We start from the raw sequence: 20070 nt of genomic DNA on the forward strand, positions 1-20070 counted from the left end.
TCAGGCTCCTCCCGCCCGCAGCACCGAGCGCAGCGCGTCGCCGAGGTAGTTGAAGATCAGGGACAGGACGGCGACCGCGATCGCCGGCATCACCGGGATCCACCAGGAGTCGAGCACGTAGGGCAGACCGGCGCTGGCCATCAGGCCCAGCTCGGGCGAGGGCGCCGGTGAGCCGAGGCCGATGAAGGCCAGCGACGCCAGCACCATGATCACGCCGCCGATGTCGAGGCTGGCGGTGACCAGCACGGTCGGCAGCACGGTGGGCACGGTGTGGCGCATCATCAGCCGGCGCCCGCGGGTGCCGCCGATCCGGGCGGCCTCCACGTGCAGACTGCCCGCCGCGCGCCGGATCTCGCCGCGGGCGATGCGCGCGTACAGCGGCCACCAGACGATCGCGATGCCGATCATCGAGCTGCGCAGGCTGGGGCCCAGAGCCGCGACGATGGCCATCGCCACGATGGTGGCCGGGAAGGCCAGGAACAGGTCGGTGATCCGCATCAGCACGGCGTCGGCCCAGCCTCCGGCGAACCCGGCGACCGCGCCGATCAGCAGGCCGGCCAGCGCGCTGGCGACGGTGACGACGACCGCGGCGAACAGGCTGGTGCGGGTGCCCGCGAGCACCCGGGTGAGCACGTCGAAGCCCAGGTTGTCGGTGCCCAGCCAGTGGCCTCCGGACAACGGCGGCAGGAGCGGTTCACCGGAGGGGATGTTCGTGGCGTAGGGCGAGACCCACGGGCCGATCACCGCCAGCAGCACGACCACGGCCAGCGCGCCCAGCGAGATGGTGCCTGCGGTGGGCTTTTTCGGGCGCCTGCGGCGAACGGTGGACGACGAGGGGGCCGCGACGGCGTCCACCGGGTCCCCGGTCCGGCCCTCTGTGTCAGTTGAGGACGGCATCGAGCAGCCTCCGCCCGTAGTCGCTGGTGATGGCGGTGCCGAGGTCGTCCGACGGGACGCTCTCGACGATCCGGCCCTGACTGATGACGACGACCCGGTCGGCGATGACGCGGGCCGCGGCCAGGTCGTGCGTGACGAAGAGCATGGGCAGCCCCAGGTCGTGGCGCAGCAGGTTGAGCAGGTTCAGCACCGAGCAGGCCACCGACACGTCGAGGGCGCTGGTCGGCTCGTCGCACAGCAGCAGCGCGGGCGGCACCACGACCGCCCGGGCGATGGCCACCCGCTGGCGCTGGCCGCCGGACAGCTCGGCCGGCTTCACGTCCAGCACCGAGGCGGGCAGGGCGACCCGTTCCAGGGCCAGCCGCACGTGCTCCTCGCGTTGCCGGGCGTCCAGGGCCTTTCCGGTGGCGGTGTTCCCGAGCCGTTCCAGCAGCAGCGAGCGCACGCTCAGCCAGGGGGTCAGCGACGACCCGGCATCCTGGAAGATCACCTGCACGCCCTCGCCACCGCTGTTGCCGTCGTGGGAGCGGTGGCCGACCACCACGTCCCCCCGGTCGGCCTTCTCCAGACCGGCCGCGATCCGCAGGATGGTCGACTTGCCCGAGCCGCTCTCGCCGACCAGGGCCACGCTCTCGCCGGCCGCGATCCGCAGGTCCACGTCGTGCAGCACGGCCTTGCGGGTGCGGCGGCCGAAGCCGCCGGTGGCGAACGACTTGCTCACCCGGGCCAGTTCCAGGGCGTACACCGGCGCGTTCACCGTTCTCGGCCGGGAGGTGCCGAAATCGTCCCAGCGCAGGGCTTTGCGGGCCCAGCGCCGTTCCAGCTCGGCGTGCTCCAGGTCGAGGGCCTCGCCCATCGAGGCGACCACGGTGGGCTCGGGCAGTCCCACCGGGCGGTGCCGGTCGGTATCGAGGGTGAGCCGGGAGGCCACCAGCCGGGCGGTGTAGTCCGCCGTGGGCCGCTCGAGCACCTGGGCGGTGGGCCCGCGCTCGACGATGCGGCCGGAGCGCATCACCGCCACCTCGTCGCAGACCGCGCGGGCCACCCCGAGGTCGTGGGTGATGAACAGCACCCCGCAACCGAGCTGTTCGCGTTCGCGGGTGAGCAGTTTCAGGATCTGTGCCTGCACGCTGACGTCGAGGGCGGTGGTCGGCTCGTCGGCCACCAGCAGGGCCGGGCGGCGGGCCAGGGCCAGCGCGATCATCACCCGCTGCCGCATGCCGCCGGAGAGCTGGTGCGGGTAGCTGCGCGCCACCGTGGCCGGCTCGCGGATCTCGACCTGATCCAGCCAGCGCCGGGTCTCGGCGGCGCTGCCGGTGACCAGGCCGAGCAGCCGCCCGATCGTCATGGTCGGGTCGAGTGACGACATCGGGTCCTGGAACACGGTGGTGACCCGGTGCCCGCGCACACCCCGCCAGCCCGTCTCCACGGACGGGTCCAGCCGGGTGCCGCCGACGGTCACGGTGCCCCGGGTCTCGACGCGACCACCACCCCTGCCCTGCGGGTCGGTGAGCAGCCCCTGCACGGCGAGCCCGATGGTGCTCTTGCCGGAGCCGGACTCGCCGACCAGGGCCAGGCACTGGCCGGGGGCGATGTCCAGGCCGACGTCGTCGACGGCCGTGGTGCCCTCGCCACGGGCGGTGTAGCGCACCGTCAGGCCGGCGACGGACAGGGCCGGTGGGGTGGCCGGGGTGGTGGTCGTCGTCATGTCAGGACCCCGACGGGCTCAGGGTCTGGAGCTGGAGCACGCCGGTGATGACCGGGTTCCAGGCCTTGTCGACGCCGGAGACGTCGTCCTGGAACACCGCGGTGCCCTTGCTGTTGGCCACCGAGTACCAGTAGGCCGACTCGCTGACCTTCGCCGCGACCTGGGAGTACAGATCGGTGTCGCCGGTCTTGGCGGCCTCCCTCAGCAGGCCGGAGACGCCGTCCACCTCGGCGCCGAACAGGTCCAGCCCGCCGTCCGGGGTGTAGAAGACGGTGCCCCAGGCGTCGGCGTTCGCGGTGTCGGGGAAGCCGGAGAAGAACGTGATGTCCGGGCCGTCGGCGCCCTTGGCCAGGGCCGGGAAGTAGGTGCCGGAGGCGTAGCCGGTGCTCTCGGCCTTGATGCCGGCCGAGTTCAGCATGGCGGTGACGTTGTCGCACAGGGCCTGGGCCGAGGAACTGCTCTCCGCGTAGCCGCAGGAGATCGTCCCGCCGGACAGTTTGCCGGAGGCGAGCTGCGCCAGGGCGCCGGAGTCGTGGGTGATCTTCTGCTGGTTGTCCGCCTCGGGCAGCAGGTTCTCCGGGAACACCTGCGTGGTGGACGTCCCGGTGTCGCCCAGCGCCTGCTGGGCCAGCGCCGCGAAGTCGATCCCGGAGACGAAGGACGTGCGGGTCTCGTCGTCCCCCAGTTCCTTGCTCTGCGGGTTCACGAACAGGGTGGGCGTCTGCATGCTCGGGAAGGCGTAGGTGGCCAGGTTCGGCTTGCTCTTGAGCGTGGTGAAGGCGGAGCTGTCGGTGTAGCCGATCAGCCCGTCCACCTCGCCCTTCTCCAGCTGGAGCTGCACCGTGGACATGTTCGAGACCACGTCGAAATCGACGTCGGTGTAACCGGGTTCGTCACCCCAGTAGCCGTCGTAGGCGCTGAGCGCGTAGGAGACGCCCTGGTCGAAGGCGCCGTACTGGTAGGGGCCCGTGCCCGCGTCGTGGGTGGCGAACCAGTTGTCCTCCTCGCCGGTCCACGGGTGCTCCTCCAGCGCCGTGGGGCTGACCATCTTCGGCCCGAACGGCGAGGCGAGCAGGTCGAGGAAGCCGGCGTTGGGGGCGTCCAGGGTGATCGTGACCTCGTGATCGCCCGAGGTCTTGACGCTCTTGACCCCCTTGACCATGTAGGCCGGGCCGCTGTCGACGTCGAGGCGGCGGTCGAAGGACGCCTTCACCGCGGCGGCGTCGAACGCGGTGCCGTCGTGGAAGGTGACGCCCTCGCGCAGGGTGAAGGTGAACTCGGTGTTGTCGTCGTTGGCCTTCCACTGCGTGGCCAGGCGCCCGACCAGCTCGGGTTCGGCCTGACCGGCCCGGTAGTCGAGCAGGCCCTCGTAGGCGCTGTTGACCAGGTTCAGTTCGGGCCCGTCGTAGGCGGTGTCCGGGTCGGGGGTGGAGATCCCGCCGAGGAACGCGAGCTTCAGGGTGCCGCCGGACGTCCCGGACGCGGTGCCGGCGCCGGGCGTGCTGCCGCCGCAGGCGGCGAGGGAGAAGACGACCGCGGCGAGGCCGGCGGTCAGGGCGGTGATGCGCAACCGATGAGGCATGGGCAGTTTGCTTTCTCGGGAACGGCGGGGAGCGGGTGCCCTATTAGCTATCGGCTGATAGTTACGCCAGGTGGCGCAGTCCGTTACCCCGAGGTTTCCCCCTGCTCCGAGATCGCTGTGGGCCGCCTCACACCGGCGCCAGCACGTCGCGCAGCACCTCCCGCAGCCCGGGGACCAGGAAGAAGTGCCCACCCGGGTGCACGCCGAGCCGGAACGGACCGCGGGTGGCCTCGGCCCAGTCCCCCACCAGGCCGGGCGGGGCGTGCCGGTCGTCCGCCCCGGCCAGGGCCAGCACCGGTACCCGCAGCGGCGGGTGCGGCGCGATCCGGTAGGTCTCCACCGCCCGGTAGTCCGAGCGCATGATCGGCAGCAGCACCGCCCGCATCTCCGGGTCGTCCAGCAGCTCGTCCGGCACCCCGCCGAGGGTGCGGAACTCCGCCGCGAAGGCCTCGTCGTCCAGCCGGTGCAGCAGCCCGGCCCGGTGGTGCCGGCGGCCCACCCGGCCCGAGACCACCAGCCGCTCCAGCATTCCCGACGGCTCGGTGCGCCGGGCCACCTCGTAGGCCAATAGGGCGCCCATGCTGTGCCCGAACAGCCACAGCGGGGTGCCGTCGAGCAGGTCCGGCACCGCCGCGACCCGGTCGGCCATCACCTCCAGGTCGGGCAGCAGCGGCTCACCGAACCGGTCCTCCCGTCCGGGGTAGCGCACGGCCCAGACCTCGCAGTCGGCGGGCAGGTGCGCGGCCCAGTCCCGGTAGAACCCGGCACCCGCCCCGGCCGGCGGGAAACAGACGAAGCGGCGCCCGGTCGCGCTCCGCGACGGATGCCGGCGCACCCAGCGGCTCTCCACGGTGCCGGATGCGGTGGCCGACGCGGTGCCGGACGCGGTGCCGGATGTCATGCCGGCCGCCGGGCGTCGCGCAATTGGGCTTCGGGCAAGCGGGTTTCGAGGAGCCGGCCGGCCGGTGCGAGCGTGGCCACCAGCCGGCCGATCCGCAGCACCTGCACACCGCGCACCCGGCTGCTGCCGCGCACGATGCTCATGCCGCCGAGGTTCCGGACGAAGGTGATCTCGTGCTCGATCGTGTCCCCGGGACGCACCGGCGGCCCGAACGTCACCCCCTCGGCGGTACCGGCCACCGGCACCCCGCCCACCGTCACGTCCGGATCGGGCCGCTCGCCCAGCAGCAGCACCAGCGCCGACTGTGCCCACGACTCCAGCAGAAGTGCCTGCGGCAAGGCATCATTCACCGGTTCCAGCCAGACCGGATCGGCCGGGACGTCGTGCTCGGTCACCGCGCGGCGCCCGGCCTCCAGCTCGGTGACCCGGTCGACCAGCAGGATCGGGGGGCGGTGCGGGATGACCCGGGCGATCGCGGCGCGGTCGAGCAGGGTGGAACCTGATGCGGCGCGGCGCTCTTCGATCCGCCGGCCGTCCGGCCGTGCCGCCCGGGTGCGGAACCGGATCTGCGCCGCTGGCCGCCCGGCGGCGGTGACCGTTGCGGCGCAGAACCATTCGCCGTCAGTGTGGTCCGGATGCACCGGGGTGGCGGTGATCCGGGCGACGATCCGCTCACCCGGGAAGGTCGGGCCGACGAAGCGGCACTGCTCCACCTCGACCAGCTCGGCACGGTGCGGGAAGGCGCGCCGCACGACGTCCACCAGGTAGGCCCCCGGCACCAGCGGGCAGCCCGGATAGTGACCCGCGAACAGCGGGTGCCCCGCGGGCGGGGTGGTGATCACGGTTGCCTGTTCACCGTTCTCGGGTGGGGCGGTGTTCTCCGGCGGGGCGGTGCTCTCGGGTGGGGCGGTGCTCTCGGTTGGGGCGGTGCTCTGGCTCACGGGGTGGTCCTTCCGCTGATCAGGTCGGCGACGGCGCTCAGCACGCTCTTGCCGCCGTCGGAGTTGGTGAGGGCCACGAAGCCGGTGCCGGCGGTCACCCGGGTCATGCTGATCGCCCGGAAGCCCACCACCTCACCGGCGTGGCCGAACTCGACGTCGCCGCCGGTGTCGTCGAGAACCGTTCCCAGCCCGTAGAAACTGCCCGGGTGCTGAAGGGTCAGCATCTGCCGGGCCGCACCGGGTGACAGCAGCGTGGCCGGCTCGCCACGGTAGGCGTGACGCAGGTCGACGGCGATCCGGGCCAGGTCGAGCGCCGTGCTCCAGAGCCCGTTGGCGGCCACAGTGGGCCGGGTCCGGCGTCCGCCGGGCACCGGCAGGCCCTGCGCGTCGTGCCCGAGAGCCCGCTCCTGCCCGGGCGCCCGGTCGTCGAAATCGTGCCGGAAGGTGCTGCCGCCCAGGCCGAGCGGACCGAACAGCTGCTCGTCGGCGAGCTGCGCGAAAGGAGTGCCGGTGCGGTCTTCCAGCAACAGCTGGAGCACGGCCCAGTGACTGCCGGCCTTCTGGAACGTGCTCTCCGGAGCCGATTCCCGGCGGATCGGCCCGTCCTGCTCCGGCGTCGTCCCGTTCAGGAGACCGACCAGCGACGGCATCACGGCACCCGGCTCGTACCAGGTGGACGGTGTCGCCGAGAGCCCGGACCGGTTCGCCAGCAGGTGCCGGATCGTCACCGGGCGGAACCCGGCCGGCACCCGCCACCGGCGCAGGTGGATGTTGACGTCCTGGTCGAGGTTCAGCAGCCCTTGGTCGACCAGCCGCAGGGTCAGGCAGGTGGTGACGTGTTTGCTGATGGACGCCACGTGGAACCGGGTACTTTCGGTCACCGCGGCCCCGCCGGGGGTCAGCGCGCCGGCCGTGACCACCTCGTCGATCTCGCCGTTCCGCAGCACCACCAGGCTCGCCCCCGGCACCTGGTGCGTGTGCGCCGCGTCGCGCAGCACCACCCCGGCGAGTGACCGCGGTGCCACGGCGGCCGCGTCCAGGTTGCGGGCCAGCTCCTCGATCGTCCCGGACATCAGCAGCGTCTTCAGCTGCACGGCGAGCCCCGCCCGGCGGGCCGCGCCGAGCAGCGTGACGATGCGCAGCGAGTCAATACCCAGGCGGGAGAACCGGTCCCGCACCCCGATCCGCTCCAGGCCGAGGGTCTCGGCGCAGATCCGCACGATCAGCCGCTCGGTGGCGGTGCGGGCCTCCCCGTGCTCGCCGTCGTCCTGGTCGGCGGTCTGGTCGGCGATCTGGTAGGCGGTGCGGTCCGGGGCGGGCAGCGCGTGCCGGTCCACCTTGCCGGACGCCAGGAGCGGCAGCCGCGCCAGCACCACCACCGCCGCGGGCACCATGTAGCCCGGCAGCTCCCGCGCCAGGTGCTCCTGCACCCCCTGCGGGGGCGTGCCGGCGACCGCGGGCGTCACGTAGGCCACCAGTGTGCGGTCGCCCTGGGCGTCCTCCCGCGCCACCACCACGGCGTCGCCGGTGGCCGGGTGACGGCGCAGGCTCTCCTCGATCTCGCCGAGCTCGATCCGGTGCCCGCGCACCTTGACCTGGTGGTCCACCCGGCCCAGGCACTCCAGCTCGCCGTCCGGGCGGATCCGGGCCAGGTCGCCGGTACGGTACATCCGGCTGCCCCGACGGCTCCCGCCCCGCTTGCCTCCCGGCGTGAACGGTTCGGGCAGAAAGCGTTCCGCGGTCAGGTCCGGCCGGCCCGCGTAGCCCCGGGCCACGCCGTCCCCGGCCAGGTACAGCTCCCCCACGGCCCCGGGGGCGACCGGCGCGAGGTCGGCGTCGAGCAGGTAGGCCCGCGTGTTCGGCAGGGGCCGCCCGATCGCCACGGCACCGTCCGACCCCGCCGGGATCCGCACACCCGTCGACCAGACCGTGGTCTCCGTCGGACCGTACAGGTTGTGCAGAACCGGCACCCGGCGGGCCAGTTCGGCCGCCAGGCTCGGCGGGCAGGCCTCGCCGGTGGTGATCGCCGTGACGCTCCGGTGCCCGAACCCCGCGGCCAGCAACAGTCTCCAGCCCGACGGCGTGGCCTGAACGTGCGTCACCCCCTCCGTCGCGACCAGCTCGCAGAGCGCGACCGGGTCGTGCACCTGCCCACCGGTGGCCAGCACCACGGTGCCGCCGGTGATCAGCGGCAGCCACACCTCGGCCATCGAGATGTCGAACGAGAACGACGTGGCCGCCAGCCACACCTGCCCCGGCCCGGCATCCATCCGCGCCCGCACCGAGAACAGCAGGTTCATCAGGGCCCGGCGACTGATCTGAACACCTTTGGGACGCCCGGTGGAACCGGACGTGAACAGTACGTACGCGAGCAGGTCACGATCGTCGGGCCCAGCCTGGATGACGCCTGTCGGCTCACCGCCGGTCTCACCGGCCAGGACCGACTGCCCGCTGAAACTTTCCGGCAGCCGGTCTGTTCCGGCGGGGTCGGTCAGCACCACCCGTACGCCGGCGGTCTCCAGCATGTAGCCGATCCGCCCGGCCGGCAGAGCGGGATCGAGGGGCAGGTAGGCGGCCCCGGCCCGCCACACCGCGAGCAGGCCGGCCAGTGCCGTGACGGAACGGTCCAGCAGCACCCCGACCACGTGGTCCGGCCCCACCCCGGACCGCGCCAGGCCGGCCGCCAGTTCCCCGGCCCGGCGGTCCAGTTCGGCGTAGGTCAGGCGCTGCCCGGCGGCCACGACCGCCACGGCGTGCGGGGTCGCCGCCACCTGGGCCGCGAAACACGCCGCCGGCCCGGAAAACGGCCGGCCCTCCGGCCTCACGGCCTTCGCCGTCGTCACCGCGCTCGTCGTCGCTGCCCCCGTGGCACTCAGGCCAGGAGCGCTCCCCACGACGGGCGCGCTCGTCGTCATCCATGGTGGTGTCCCTGCAACTGATGTCATCGGTCTCCCCCTCACCACTCGACGTCGGTGTCGTTCCACTCGTGCAGCAGACGATTTCGCTCGGCCTCGGACAGCAGGGCCGGTTGCGCCGGCCCGTCCGGGTCGGCGGCCATGGCCTCCAGCACGGTGCGGTACATCGCGGCGATCTGCTCGGCGCCCGCCCGGCCGACGGCGTGGTCCATCATCCGCAGGGTCAGCTGACCCGGCTGGTTGTTCACCGACATCAGGAACTCGTTGGCGCTGTCCGAGGAGCCACCGCGCACGTCCACCCGGCCACCGTCCACCTGGTGGAAGTCGGTGTAGTTGAACATGACGTGCAGCAGTTTGCGGCCCCCGGCCATCCGCTGGATCTCCGGCATCGGGAAGTGCCGGTGCCCCCAGATCGCGGCCTCGGTGTCGAACGTCTGCCGCACCAGGTCGCGCCAGGTCGCGGCGCTCCGGTCGTGCGGGAACGGCAGGGTGTTCAGGAACATACCGTAAACCCGCTCGGAACCCTCGGTCTCGGGACGTCCACTACTCACCAGGCCGGTGTGGAAAGCGGGCTCCCCGGTCAGCTGACTGAGCACCTTCAGGTGGGCGGCCAGCAGCACGCTCTTGAACGACGCATCGGCGCTGCGCCCGAGATCCCGCAGAGCGGGCTCGAGGTCGCGGAAGCCGACCCGCACCCTGAACCGCTCCGGCACCCCGCCACGGCGCTCGCCCCAGCCCTCCGGCAGCACGAACCCGCGGTGCCGGGTCACCACGTCCTGCCAGAAGGCCCGGTCGCCGTCGTCGGCCAGCGCCGCGCGCTCAGCCGCCACGAACTCGGCGTACCGCGAAACCGGCTTCTCCCAGTCAGGTTCCGGATCACCGGCGACGTACGCGCGGTACAGGTCCAGCACCTCCATCAGCAGGTTGTGCTGGCTCCAGCCCTCGGTGACGGCGTGGCAGTGGGTGAAGGCCAGCCGCCAAGAGCCGTCGTCGAGCACCAGCGCACCGATCCGCAGCAGCGGCGGGGCGGCGAGGTCGAACGGTGCCGCTCTCTCAGCCGCCAGCCACTCGCGCACGGCCTCCTCCTCGTCGCGACCGCGCAGGTCGGCCACCCGCACCGGCAGCTCGGCGCTCTCGTGCACCAGCTGGAGCGGCTCGGAGAACTCGTCCAGATGGATGGAGGTGCGCAGCATCTCGTGCCGGGCCACCACGGTCGCGGCGGCCCGGCGCAGGGCACCGGCCTGGAACCCGGCATCGTCACGGATGCGGAAGGTGGACGCGTTGACGTACCGGTTCTGCGCGTCGTCCCCGAGCATCTCGACGATCATGCCGAGCTGCACCTGCGCCAGCGGGAAGGCGTCGGTGACGCCGGCGGGCAGCCGGTCCCGGTCACCCGCCCCGATCATCGAGAACGCCTCCACCCCGGTGGTCTCCGCCGTCGTCGACGAGGGGACGACGCGGGCCAGGGCCCGCACGGTGCGGTGCTGGAACACGTCCTTGACCTGCACCGGCAGACCGGCCGCACGCAGCGCACCGACGAGGGCGATCGCCCGGATCGAGTGCCCGCCCACGGCGAAGAAGCTGTCTTCCACGCTCACCCGGTCCAGTTCCAGCACCTCGCACCAGATCCGGGCGATCAGCTCCTCCCGTGCTCCCACCGGAGCCACGAGAACCGCTGTCTCCGCGACGTCCCCGACCGGCGGCAACGCCGTCCGGTCGATCTTGCCGTTACGGTTGAGCGGCATCGCCTCCAGCCGCACGAACACCGACGGCACCAGGTACTCCGGCAGCCGCTCCCGGCAGAACTCCTCGACGTCCGGGGCGTCACCGGTGACGTAGCAGACCAGCCGGGCGTCCGCGCCCTCGCCGTCCACCACCGCCACGGCCTCTCCCACGCCCGGACAGTCCCGGGCCACAGCGGCGACCTCACCCAGCTCGATCCGGTAGCCCCGGATCTTCACCTGGTCGTCCATCCGCCCCAGGAAGTCCACCACCACAGGACTTTCCGAACCCGAAGGGTCGCCCGGAACCGGGTCCCGCCGCACCCACCGCGCGCGGTCGCCGGTGCGGTACATCCGCGCGCCACCACCCGCGAACGGGTCGGGCAGAAAACGTTCCGCGCTCGCCCCGGGCCGGCCCACGTAGCCGCGGGCCACGCCCTCACCACCGACGAACAGCTCGCCCGGAACACCCGCCGCGACCGGTTCCAGATCGGCGTCGAGCAGGTACATCCGCACCCCGGGCAGCGACCGGCCGATCGGCACGACGCCCTCACCCGGAGACCCGGAGACCGGAAGAACGCAGGCTCCGACCGAGGTCTCGGTCGGCCCGTACTCGTTCACCAGCCGGCCGTCACCCAGCAGCCCGCGCCAGCGCTCCGCGAGGGCCCCCGGCAGCGCCTCGCCGGCCACCACGATCACGCCGGACAGGCCGGCCAGGACGTCGTCCTCCAGTTGCCGGCCAAGCACCTCCAGGTGCCCGGGCGTCAGCTTCAGGAAGCTGAAGGACTCACTGCCGGAACGGTTCAGCGAGGAGACCAGGGCATCGCCGAGGCCGGACAGGTCGACCGACTCCGGCACCACGTGCACCGGCTGCCCGGCCACCAGCGAGGCCCAGACGTTCGGCACCACCAGATCGAACGCGACCGACGAGAACAGCGCCGAGCCACCCGTCCCGCGCAGGGCCAGTCGCGCGACCGCCCAGGACACGTGGTTCGCCAGCCCGCGGTGCGAAACCGCGACTCCCTTGGGCCTTCCGGTCGATCCCGAGGTGAAGATGACATAGGCCAGCTCGTCCGGATCGACGTCGACGGCGGCACGGACGGGCGGGCACCCGGCGATCCCGGCGGCGTCCGCACCGTCGAGAACCACCACCCGGCAGCCCGTACCACCCGAACCGTCCGGGCCTACGAACCGGTCCGCCAGCGACGCCTGTGTCAGCACCGTCCCGGCGCCGGCGGCGGTGAGCATGTACGACACCCGGTCCGCCGGGAAGGCCTGATCCAGCGGGACGAACGCCGCCCCGGCCCTCCACACCGCCAGCAGCGAGGCGATCAGGTCGGGCCCCCGCTCCAGCAGCACCCCGACCACCGAACCGCGCCCCACACCGTTCGCGGCCAGGAAGCCCGCGATCCGTGCGGCCCGCACCTCCAGATCGCCGAAGCCGAGCGCGGAACCCCCGCACCACACCGCGGGCAGGCCGGGCATCCGGGCGGCGACGACCCCGACGGCGGTGGGCACGTTCACCGCCGCCGCCGGCAACGGCGGCACCCCCTCGCCGTGCCGGACGTCCACCGCGAGACCGGGCACCGCCACACGTCCCGAAAGCCCTTCCCGAACCAGTGATTCCAGAGCCGACCGATAGGCGCCACCGAGCCGGGCGGCCGCGTCCGGGGAGAGCACGGCGGTGTCGACGGTGAGCAGGATCTCGCTGCCCCGGGCCGCCACCGCCAGGGCGAACTCCGTGGCTCCCTCCCCCAGGCCGGAACCGGCGTCCACCACGTCGGTGCCGTCGGGCGCCGAGCGGTCCAGGTCGAGGTAGCTGAACCGGGCGTCCAGAAGCCTTCCCTCACCGGCCATCCGCTGGATCTCGGGCATCGGGAACCGGCGGTGCGGCCAGATCTCCGCCTCGGTGCCGAAGGTCCGCCGGATCAGCCCGCCCCAGGTCCCGGGTTCCCGGACGTGCGGGAAGGGCAGGGTGTTCAGGTACATGCCGTAGACCTTCTCCGAGCCCAGCACCTCGGGCCGGCCGCTGCACACCAGACCGGTGTGGAAGGCGGCCCGGTCGGTGAGCCGGCCGAGCACCGCGAGGTGGGCGGCCAGCAGCACGCTCTTCAGCGAGGCGTCGGCCTCGCCGGCCAGGGCCTCCAGGCGCGGGCGCAGGTCGTCGAGCGGGACCCGCACCAGGTGCGTCCCGGCCGGGCCGCCCCAGCCCGGGGGCAGCACGAACCGCTCGTGGCCGGAGACCACACCGGCCCAGAACTCCCGGTCACCGTCGTCGTTCAGCGAATCACGTTCCGCCGCGACGAAATCCGCGTACCGCACGGCGGGAAGCTCGCGCGGCGGCGGGCGTTCGCCGGCCCGCTCGTGCAGATACCCTTCGACCAGCTCCATCAGCAGGGCGCGATGGCTCCAGCCCTCGGTGATCGGGTGGCACACGCTGACCGACATCCACCAGCACTCGTCGCTCTCGACGTGCGCGGTGATCCGCATCAGCGGCGCCTGCCCGAGGTCGAACAGGGTGGCGCGTTCCCGGGCGGTGAACCGGGCCAGGTCGTCGCCTACCCCGGCCGGGTCGAGGTCACGCAGGTCACGCACCTGCACCGGCATCGCCGCGCCGGCGTGCACCAGCTGCATCGGCACCGAGTACCGGTCGAGATCGAAGGAGGTGCGCAGCATCTCGTGCCGTTCCAGCACGGCGTCCGCCGCCCGGCGCAGGGCCTCCACCCGGAACGGCCGGCCGTCCCGCACCCGGAACGACGCGGTGTTGTGATAGCGGTTGCGGGTCTCGTCGGCCAGCATCTCGACCAGCATGCCGAGTTGCACCTGCGCCAGCGGGTAGGCGTCGGTCAGGCCGCCGGGCAGCAGGGCCCGGTCGTCGTCGCCGATCAGCGAGAACGGCTCCACACCGGGGTTCTCGGTGACCGGAGCGCCCGGGGCCAGGGTGGCCGCCAGGGCCCGCACCGTGCGCTGCTCGAACACGTCCTTCACCTGGGCCGGCAGACCGGCCGCCCGCAGCGCGCCGACCAGGGCGATGGCCCGGATCGAGTGGCCGCCCACGGCGAAGAAGCTGTCGTCCACGCTCACCCGGTCCAGTTCCAGCACCTGGCACCAGATCCGGGCGATCAGTTCCTCCTGGGGCCCTTCGGGCGCCACGAAAGCCCGCGCGGACTCCCCGGCTCCGCCGACCGGGGGCAGGGCCGTGCGGTCCACCTTGCCGTTGCGGTTCAGCGGCAGGGTCTCCAGCCGCACGAACACCGCGGGCACCAGGTACTCCGGCAGCCGCTCCCGGCAGTACGCCCCGGCGTCCGTGGCGTCACCGGTGACGTAGCAGACCAGCCGGGCGTCCGAACCCTCACCGTCGACCACCACCACGGCCTCGTCCACCCCGGGGCAGTCCCGCACCACGGCCGCGACCTCGCCCGGCTCGATCCGGTAGCCGCGCACCTTGACCTGGTCGTCCACCCGGCCGAGGAAGTCGGCGACGCCGGCCGTCGCCAGCCGGGACGGATCACCGCCCACCGGGGGCCGTTCCACCCAGCGCACCCGGTCACCGGTGCGGTACATCCGCGCGCCGCCACCGGCGAACGGGTCGGGCAGGAAGCGCTCGGCGGTGAGCGCGGCCCGGCCGACGTAGCCCCGCGCCACGCCGACGCCGCCGACGTACAGCTCACCGGGCACCCCGGTCGTCACCGGCGCGAGACCGGCGTCCAGCACGTACATCCGGGTGCCGGGCAGCGGACGGCCGATCGGCACCACGCCCTCTCCCTGCGGCCCGGACACCGGCAGCACGCAGGCCCCCACCGAGGTCTCGGTCGGCCCGTACTCGTTCACCAGCCGGCCGTCACCCAGCAGGCCACGCCAGCGCTCCGCGAGGGCCCCCGGCAGCGCCTCACCGGCCACCACCACGACCCCGGCCAGACCGGCCAGGACGCCGTCCTCCAGCTGACGGCCGAGCACCTCCAGGTGCCCGGGCGTCAGTTTCAGGAAGCTGAACCCGGACGACCTCGCCGTCCTCAGGGAATTCACCAGGGCGGCACCGAGTTCGGACAGGTCCACCGACTCGGGCACCACGTGCACGGGCTGCCCGGTGGTCAGCGGCGCCCAGACGTTCGGCACCACCAGATCGAAGGCGACCGACGAGAACAGCGCCGAGCCACCGGTGCCGCGCATCGCCAGTTCGGCGGCCGCCCAGGCCACGTGGTTCGCCAGGCCGCGGTGCGAAACCGCGACCCCCTTGGGGGTTCCGGTCGAGCCCGAGGTGAAGATGACGTAGGCCAGCTCGTCCGGGTCGAGATCGACGGCGACGTGATCCGTTGCGCAGGAGGACATCTCGTCACCGTCGACCAGAGCGACCGGCACCTCGTGGAACCGCCCGGCCAGGGAGGTCCGGGTGAGCACCGTCCGCGCCCCGGCAGCTGACAACATGAGAGCCGTCCGGTCGTCCGGGAAGGCCTGGTCCAGCGGCACGAAGGCGGCCCCGGCGCGCCAGACCCCGAGCAGCGCGGCGATCAGGTCGGGCCCCCGCTCCAGCAGCACCCCGACCACATCGCCACGAACGACCCCCTGCGCCGCCAGGAGATTCGCGATCCGTGACGCCCGGGCGTCCAGCCCGGCGAAGTCCAGGGCCTGGTCACCACAGCGCACCGCGACGGCCCGGGGCCGCCGCGCGGCCGTGGCCGCGAACGCCGCGGGAACGCAGACCGCGGCACCGGCCAGCGGCGGCACGCCGGTGCCCCAGTCCGTGGCCCGCACCGGCACGCCGACCAGGCCGTCGGGGCCCTCGGTCACCAGAGCCTCCAGCACGCCGCGATAGAGGTCACCGAGGGCGGCCAGCCGGGCCGCCTCGACGTACCGGGCCTGCGCGGTGAGCACGAGGAACCCGGCGCGGGTCGAGACCCCGAGCGGGAACTCGGTGGGGCTGTCGTCGATGGTGGCGGCGTAGTCGATCACCTCGGTGTCGACCTGGCGGAAGTCCTGGTAGCTGAACCGGACGTCGAGCATGCGCCGGCCACCGTTGAACTCGCGCTGCATGACGCCCATCGGGAACCGCCGGTGCGGCCACAGCCCCAGCTCGGTGGCGAACACCTGCCGCAGCAGGTCGTCCCAGGTGCGGGCGGCGTCACGGCGGAACGGGAAGGGCAGCGGGTTGAGATACACCCCGGCCACCCGCTCGGCGCCCCGGGCCTCCGGGCGGGCGTTGGTCACCAGCCCGGAGCAGAAGGCGTCCTCGTCGGTGATCCGGCTCATCACGGCCAGGTGTGCCGACAGCATCACGGTTTTCAGCGACACCCCGGTACGGGCGGCGATCCGGCGCAGCTCCGGTTCCAGGTCACGGTAGGGCACCCAGGTACGGTTCACCCCGGCGGCATCGGGCGAACCGGCCCACGCGGCGGGCAGGTTCAGCCGCTCGTGGTTCGCGACCACGTCCTCCCAGTAGGCCCGGTCGTCCTCGCCCCCCAGCGACTCCAGCTCGGCGGCGACGAAGTCGGCGTAGCGCACGGCCGCGGCCTCCGGCTCGGTGACCGGCTCCCCGTCGCGCACCTGCCGGTAGACCGAGACCAGCTCCATCAGCAGCGAATGATGGCTCCAGCCCTCAAGAACCGCGTGGCACTCGGTGAGGGTCAGCCACCAGCCGCCCTCCCCGGGCGTCTCGTGCGCGAAGAACCGCACCAGTGGCGGCTTCGTCAGGTCGAACAGCACGGCCCGCTCCCGGGCCATGAAGGCACGCAGCGTGCTCTCCCGCTCCGGCCGGTCCTGGGCGGGCAGGGTCTGCCGCCCCACCTGGGCCTGCGCCGTGGCGTGCACCAGCTGCATCGGCACCGAGTAGCGGTCGAGTTCGAAGGACGTGCGCAGGATCTCGTGCCGCTCCAGCACGTGCTCCACCGCCGCGCGGAAGGCGTCCCAGGAGAAGTCCTGGTCGTCGAGGATCCGGAAGCAGGTGGAGTTGTGATATACCCGGCGGCCGGTGTCGGCGAGCATCTCGACCACCATGCCGAGCTGCACCTGCGCCAGCGGGTAGGCGTCGGTCAGGCCGTCCGGCAGCAGGGCCCGGTCCTCCGCACCGATCAGCGCGAACCGCTCGACGGCCGCGCCCGGGGCGGAACCGGCCGTCCCGCCGAGGAACTCGGCCAGACGGGCTACCGACCCGTGCTCGAACACGTCCCGCACGCTCACCGTGACGCCGCTCTCGCGCAGCGCGCCGACCAGGGCGACGGCGGCGATCGAGTCGCCGCCGAGCTCGAAGAACCCGTCGTCCACGCCGACCCGGTCCACGCCCAGCACCGTCAGCCAGGCCCCGGCGATCCGCTCCTCTAGCGCGGTGCGGGGCGCCACGTACTCCTGGGCGGCCGCGAGCGCGGCGCGGCCGGGGGCGGGCAGCGCGGCCCTGTCGACCTTGCCGTTGGTGGTCAGCGGGATCCGGCCGAGGGGCACGAACGCGCTGGGCACCATGTAGGACGGCAGCTGCCGGGCCAGCAGGGTGCGCAGGTCGCCCGGGTCGGGGGCGGTGCCGTCGGTGGGCACGACGTAGGCGACGATGCGCAGTTCGCCGGGGGTGTCCTCGCGCACCAGCACCACCGCGTCGCGCACCGTGGGATGGGTGACCAGCACGGAGCGGATCTCGCCGGGCTCGATCCGGAATCCGCGCACCTTGACCTGGTCGTCGGAGCGGCCGAGGAACTCCAGGCGGCCGTCCGGGCGGCGGCGGGCCAGGTCGCCGGAGCGGTAGAGCCGGGCGCCGCACGGGCCGAACGGGTCGGGCACGAAGCGCTGCGCGGTCAGGTCCGGCCGGCCCAGGTAGCCGCGGGCGACGCCGGGCCCGGACACGTGGATCTCGCCCGGCACCCCGAGCGGGACCAGCTGACCGGCGGCGTCGAGCAGGTAGACGCCGGTGTCGTCGAGGGGGTGGCCGATCGGGTTGCCGGCCTCGGGGGCCAGGTCCGAGCCGGTCACCCGGTGATAGGTGGTGTGCACGGTGGTCTCGGTGATGCCGTACATGTTGACCAGCTCGGTGCGGTCCAGGCCGCGCCGGGCCACCCAGGGGGCCAGGTCGGGCACGGTCAGTTTCTCGCCGCCGAAGATGACTACGCGCAGGGCGAGTTCGTCGATGCGGGGGTCGCCGGCGGCGGCCAGGTCGACGAGACCGCGGAAGGCGGAGGGGGTCTGGTTGAGCACGGTGACCCGGTGGCGCAGCAGCAGGGCGAGGAAGTCCTCGGGGGAACGCCGCTCCTCGTGGGTGACCACGACCAGGGTGCCGCCCCAGGCCAGGGATCCCCACAGTTCCCAGGCCGAGAAGTCGAAGGCGTAGGAGTGCGACAGCGCCCAGACGTCGCCGGGCCCGAAGTCGTAGTGCCGCTGCGCGGTGGTGAGCAGCCGGTGCAGGTTGGCGTGGGTCAGGGCGACGCCCTTGGGCCGGCCGGTGGAGCCGGAGGTGTAGATGACATAGATCAGGTGGCCGGGCTCGTTCACCGGTTCCGGGTCGGTCTCCGGCTGCCCGGCCAGCTGTTCCTGGTCGCGGTCGAGCACGATGGTCGCGCCCTGGTGCACCGGCTCGATCAGGCCGGCGTGCCGGCTGGTGGTGATCACCAGGGCGGTGGCCGAGTCGGCGATCATGTAGGCCAGCCGGTCGGCCGGGTGGGCCGGGTCGAGGGGCAGGTAGGCGGCGCCGGACTTGAGAATGCCCAGGAGTGAGGGCAGCAGGTCGGGCCCGTGCTCCAGGCAGAGGCCGACCGGGGTCTCCACGGCGACGCCGCGTGAGCGCAGCAGGTGCGCGATCCGGTTGGCGCGGGCGTTCAGCCCGGCGTAGGTGAGCTCGCTGTCGCCGCTGATCACGGCCACGGCGTCGGGGGTGAGCGCGGCCTGTCGCTCGAACACCCCGACAATGGTGGACGTCTGCGAGGGTGCGGTCAGGGGGGCGGGGGCGGCCAGGGCGAGTTCGTCGTCGTCCAGCAGCGCCAGGCCGGACACCGGGGCCAGCGGGTCGGCGGTGACCTGTTCCAGCAGCCGCACCAGGTGGCGGGTCATCCGGGTGACGGTGGCCCGGTCGAACAGGGCGGTGACGTACTCCAGCGAGCCGCTCAGCCCACCGTCCGGGGTCTGGGTGATCTGGAGGGTGAGGTCGAAACGGGAGACCCGGGAGGTGTTCTCCAGGGGTGTGGCGTCGAGGCCGGGCAGCGCGAAGGCGTCGTGCCGGGACTCGTGCATGGTGAAGGCGACCTGGAACAGCGGGGTGCGGGAGAGGTCACGGACCGGCTGGAGCTCGTCGACCAGCCGGGCGAACGGCACCGCCTGGTGGTCGAAGGCGCCGAGCACGGTGGTGCGGGCCCGGGTGAGCAGCTCCCCGAAACCCGGGTCGCCCTGCCACCGGGCCCGCATCACCAGGCTGTTGATGGCGTAGCCGATCAGCTCCTGCTGCTCGGGCCGGCCGCGGCCGGACATCACGGTGCCGACCGGGATGTCGCGGCTGCCGGTGTATCTGGACAGCAGCGTCTGGAATCCGCTGAGCAGCACCATGAACGGGGTGGCGTCGTAGCGGCGGCCGAGGTCGGCGACGCGCTGCGACAGCCCGGTGCCGAGGTCGAACCGCACCGCGTCGCCGTCGCTGCTGCGCACCGCCGGGCGGGGCCGGTCGGTGGGCAGCGCGAGGGTGCCGATACCGTCGAGTTCACCACGCCAGTAAGACATCTGGCGCTCCAGCCCCGGGCCGTCGAGGAAGGCGCGCTCGTGCGCGGCGTGGTCGGCGTACTGCACCGGCAGCGGCGGCAGCGTGCCACCGCCGTAGAGCATGCCGAGCTCCTGGGCGAACTGCCGCACCGACCAGGCGTCGCAGGCGATGTGGTGGAACACCACGACCAGCACGTGGTCGGTGGCAGTGAGCCGGATCAGCCGGGCCCGCAGCGGCCACTGCCGCTCCAGGTCGAACGGCCGGCCGGGTTCGCGCCGGGCGATGCCGAGGGCGGTCTCCTCGCGGCGCCCGGCCGGCAGCCCGGACACGTCGTCCACCGGCAGTTCCAGCTCGGCGGGGGCGTCGACCACCTGCACCGGGGCGGTGCCGTCGAGCAGGTAGCGGGTGCGCAGCACCTCGTGCCGCCCGACGATGGCCGACAGCGCCCGGCGCAGCCGCGGGGCGTCCAGCGGACCGGCCAGCCGCACCGCGAGAGGGACTACGTACTCCCAGCTCTCGGGTTCCAGCCGGCTGAGGAACCACATCTGCTGCTGCCCGGCCGACAGCACCAGCGGGCGCTCCCGGTCGGCCCGGACGATCTCGTCCCGCTCGACCCGCAGACCACCCAGCCGCCGGCGCAGCAGTTCCTGCCGGGCGGCGTCGACCGCCGCACCGGCCGTGCCGGCCCCCGTGCCGACCTTCTCGATCTCGTCCGTGCTCATGTCCCCCGCCTTCGGCGCGTC

General features: G+C 73.1%; 7 protein-coding genes. All 7 read right to left on the reverse strand.

Going from position 1 to position 20070, the window contains the following annotated elements:
- The 7 genes from KIH74_RS14180 to KIH74_RS14210 all read right to left on the reverse strand — a co-directional run bounded on the left by KIH74_RS14180 (position 1) and on the right by KIH74_RS14210 (position 20049).
- A complete protein-coding gene (locus KIH74_RS14180; protein WP_214156375.1) occupies positions 1–897 on the reverse strand; it encodes an ABC transporter permease in 897 nt (298 codons plus the stop codon).
- Entirely contained in the window at positions 881–2605 is a 1725-nt protein-coding gene (locus tag KIH74_RS14185) for an ATP-binding cassette domain-containing protein (RefSeq protein WP_214156376.1), read from the reverse strand. The genes KIH74_RS14180 and KIH74_RS14185 overlap by 17 nt, the downstream gene beginning before the upstream one ends.
- A gap of 1 nt (position 2606) precedes the next feature.
- Positions 2607–4187 carry an ABC transporter substrate-binding protein gene (locus KIH74_RS14190; RefSeq protein ID WP_214156377.1) on the reverse strand — a complete coding sequence of 527 codons (1581 nt, stop codon included), beginning with the start codon at positions 4185–4187 and terminating at the stop codon, positions 2607–2609.
- Between the two features lie 127 nt (positions 4188–4314).
- Complete coding sequence (locus tag KIH74_RS14195; protein ID WP_214156378.1) at positions 4315–5088, reverse strand: thioesterase II family protein; 774 nt, start codon at positions 5086–5088, stop codon at positions 4315–4317.
- A complete protein-coding gene (locus KIH74_RS38590; RefSeq protein ID WP_214156379.1) occupies positions 5085–6029 on the reverse strand; it encodes an ApeI family dehydratase in 945 nt (314 codons plus the stop codon). Before KIH74_RS38590 ends, KIH74_RS14195 begins: the two co-directional genes overlap by 4 nt.
- Positions 6026–8872, reverse strand: coding sequence for an amino acid adenylation domain-containing protein (locus KIH74_RS14205; RefSeq protein ID WP_214156380.1), 2847 nt, complete (start codon positions 8870–8872; stop codon positions 6026–6028). The genes KIH74_RS38590 and KIH74_RS14205 overlap by 4 nt, the downstream gene beginning before the upstream one ends.
- 113 nt (positions 8873–8985) lie before the next feature.
- Complete coding sequence (locus KIH74_RS14210; protein WP_214156381.1) at positions 8986–20049, reverse strand: non-ribosomal peptide synthetase; 11064 nt, start codon at positions 20047–20049, stop codon at positions 8986–8988.
- Positions 20050–20070: the final 21 nt, after the last annotated feature.

The sequence above is a fragment of the Kineosporia corallincola genome (genome assembly GCF_018499875.1).
GTDB lineage: Bacteria > Actinomycetota > Actinomycetes > Actinomycetales > Kineosporiaceae > Kineosporia > Kineosporia corallincola.

Excerpts from the sequence above, each read along its gene's own strand:
- KIH74_RS14210 (WP_214156381.1), bottom strand. The coding sequence starts at position 20,049 with ATGAGCACGGACGAGATCGAGAAGGTCGGCACGGGGGCCGGCACGGCC.
- KIH74_RS14180 (WP_214156375.1), bottom strand. The coding sequence starts at position 897 with ATGCCGTCCTCAACTGACACAGAGGGCCGGACCGGGGACCCGGTGGAC.
- KIH74_RS14185 (WP_214156376.1), bottom strand. The coding sequence starts at position 2,605 with ATGACGACGACCACCACCCCGGCCACCCCACCGGCCCTGTCCGTCGCC.
- KIH74_RS14195 (WP_214156378.1), bottom strand. The coding sequence starts at position 5,088 with ATGACATCCGGCACCGCGTCCGGCACCGCGTCGGCCACCGCATCCGGC.
- KIH74_RS14190 (WP_214156377.1), bottom strand. The coding sequence starts at position 4,187 with ATGCCTCATCGGTTGCGCATCACCGCCCTGACCGCCGGCCTCGCCGCG.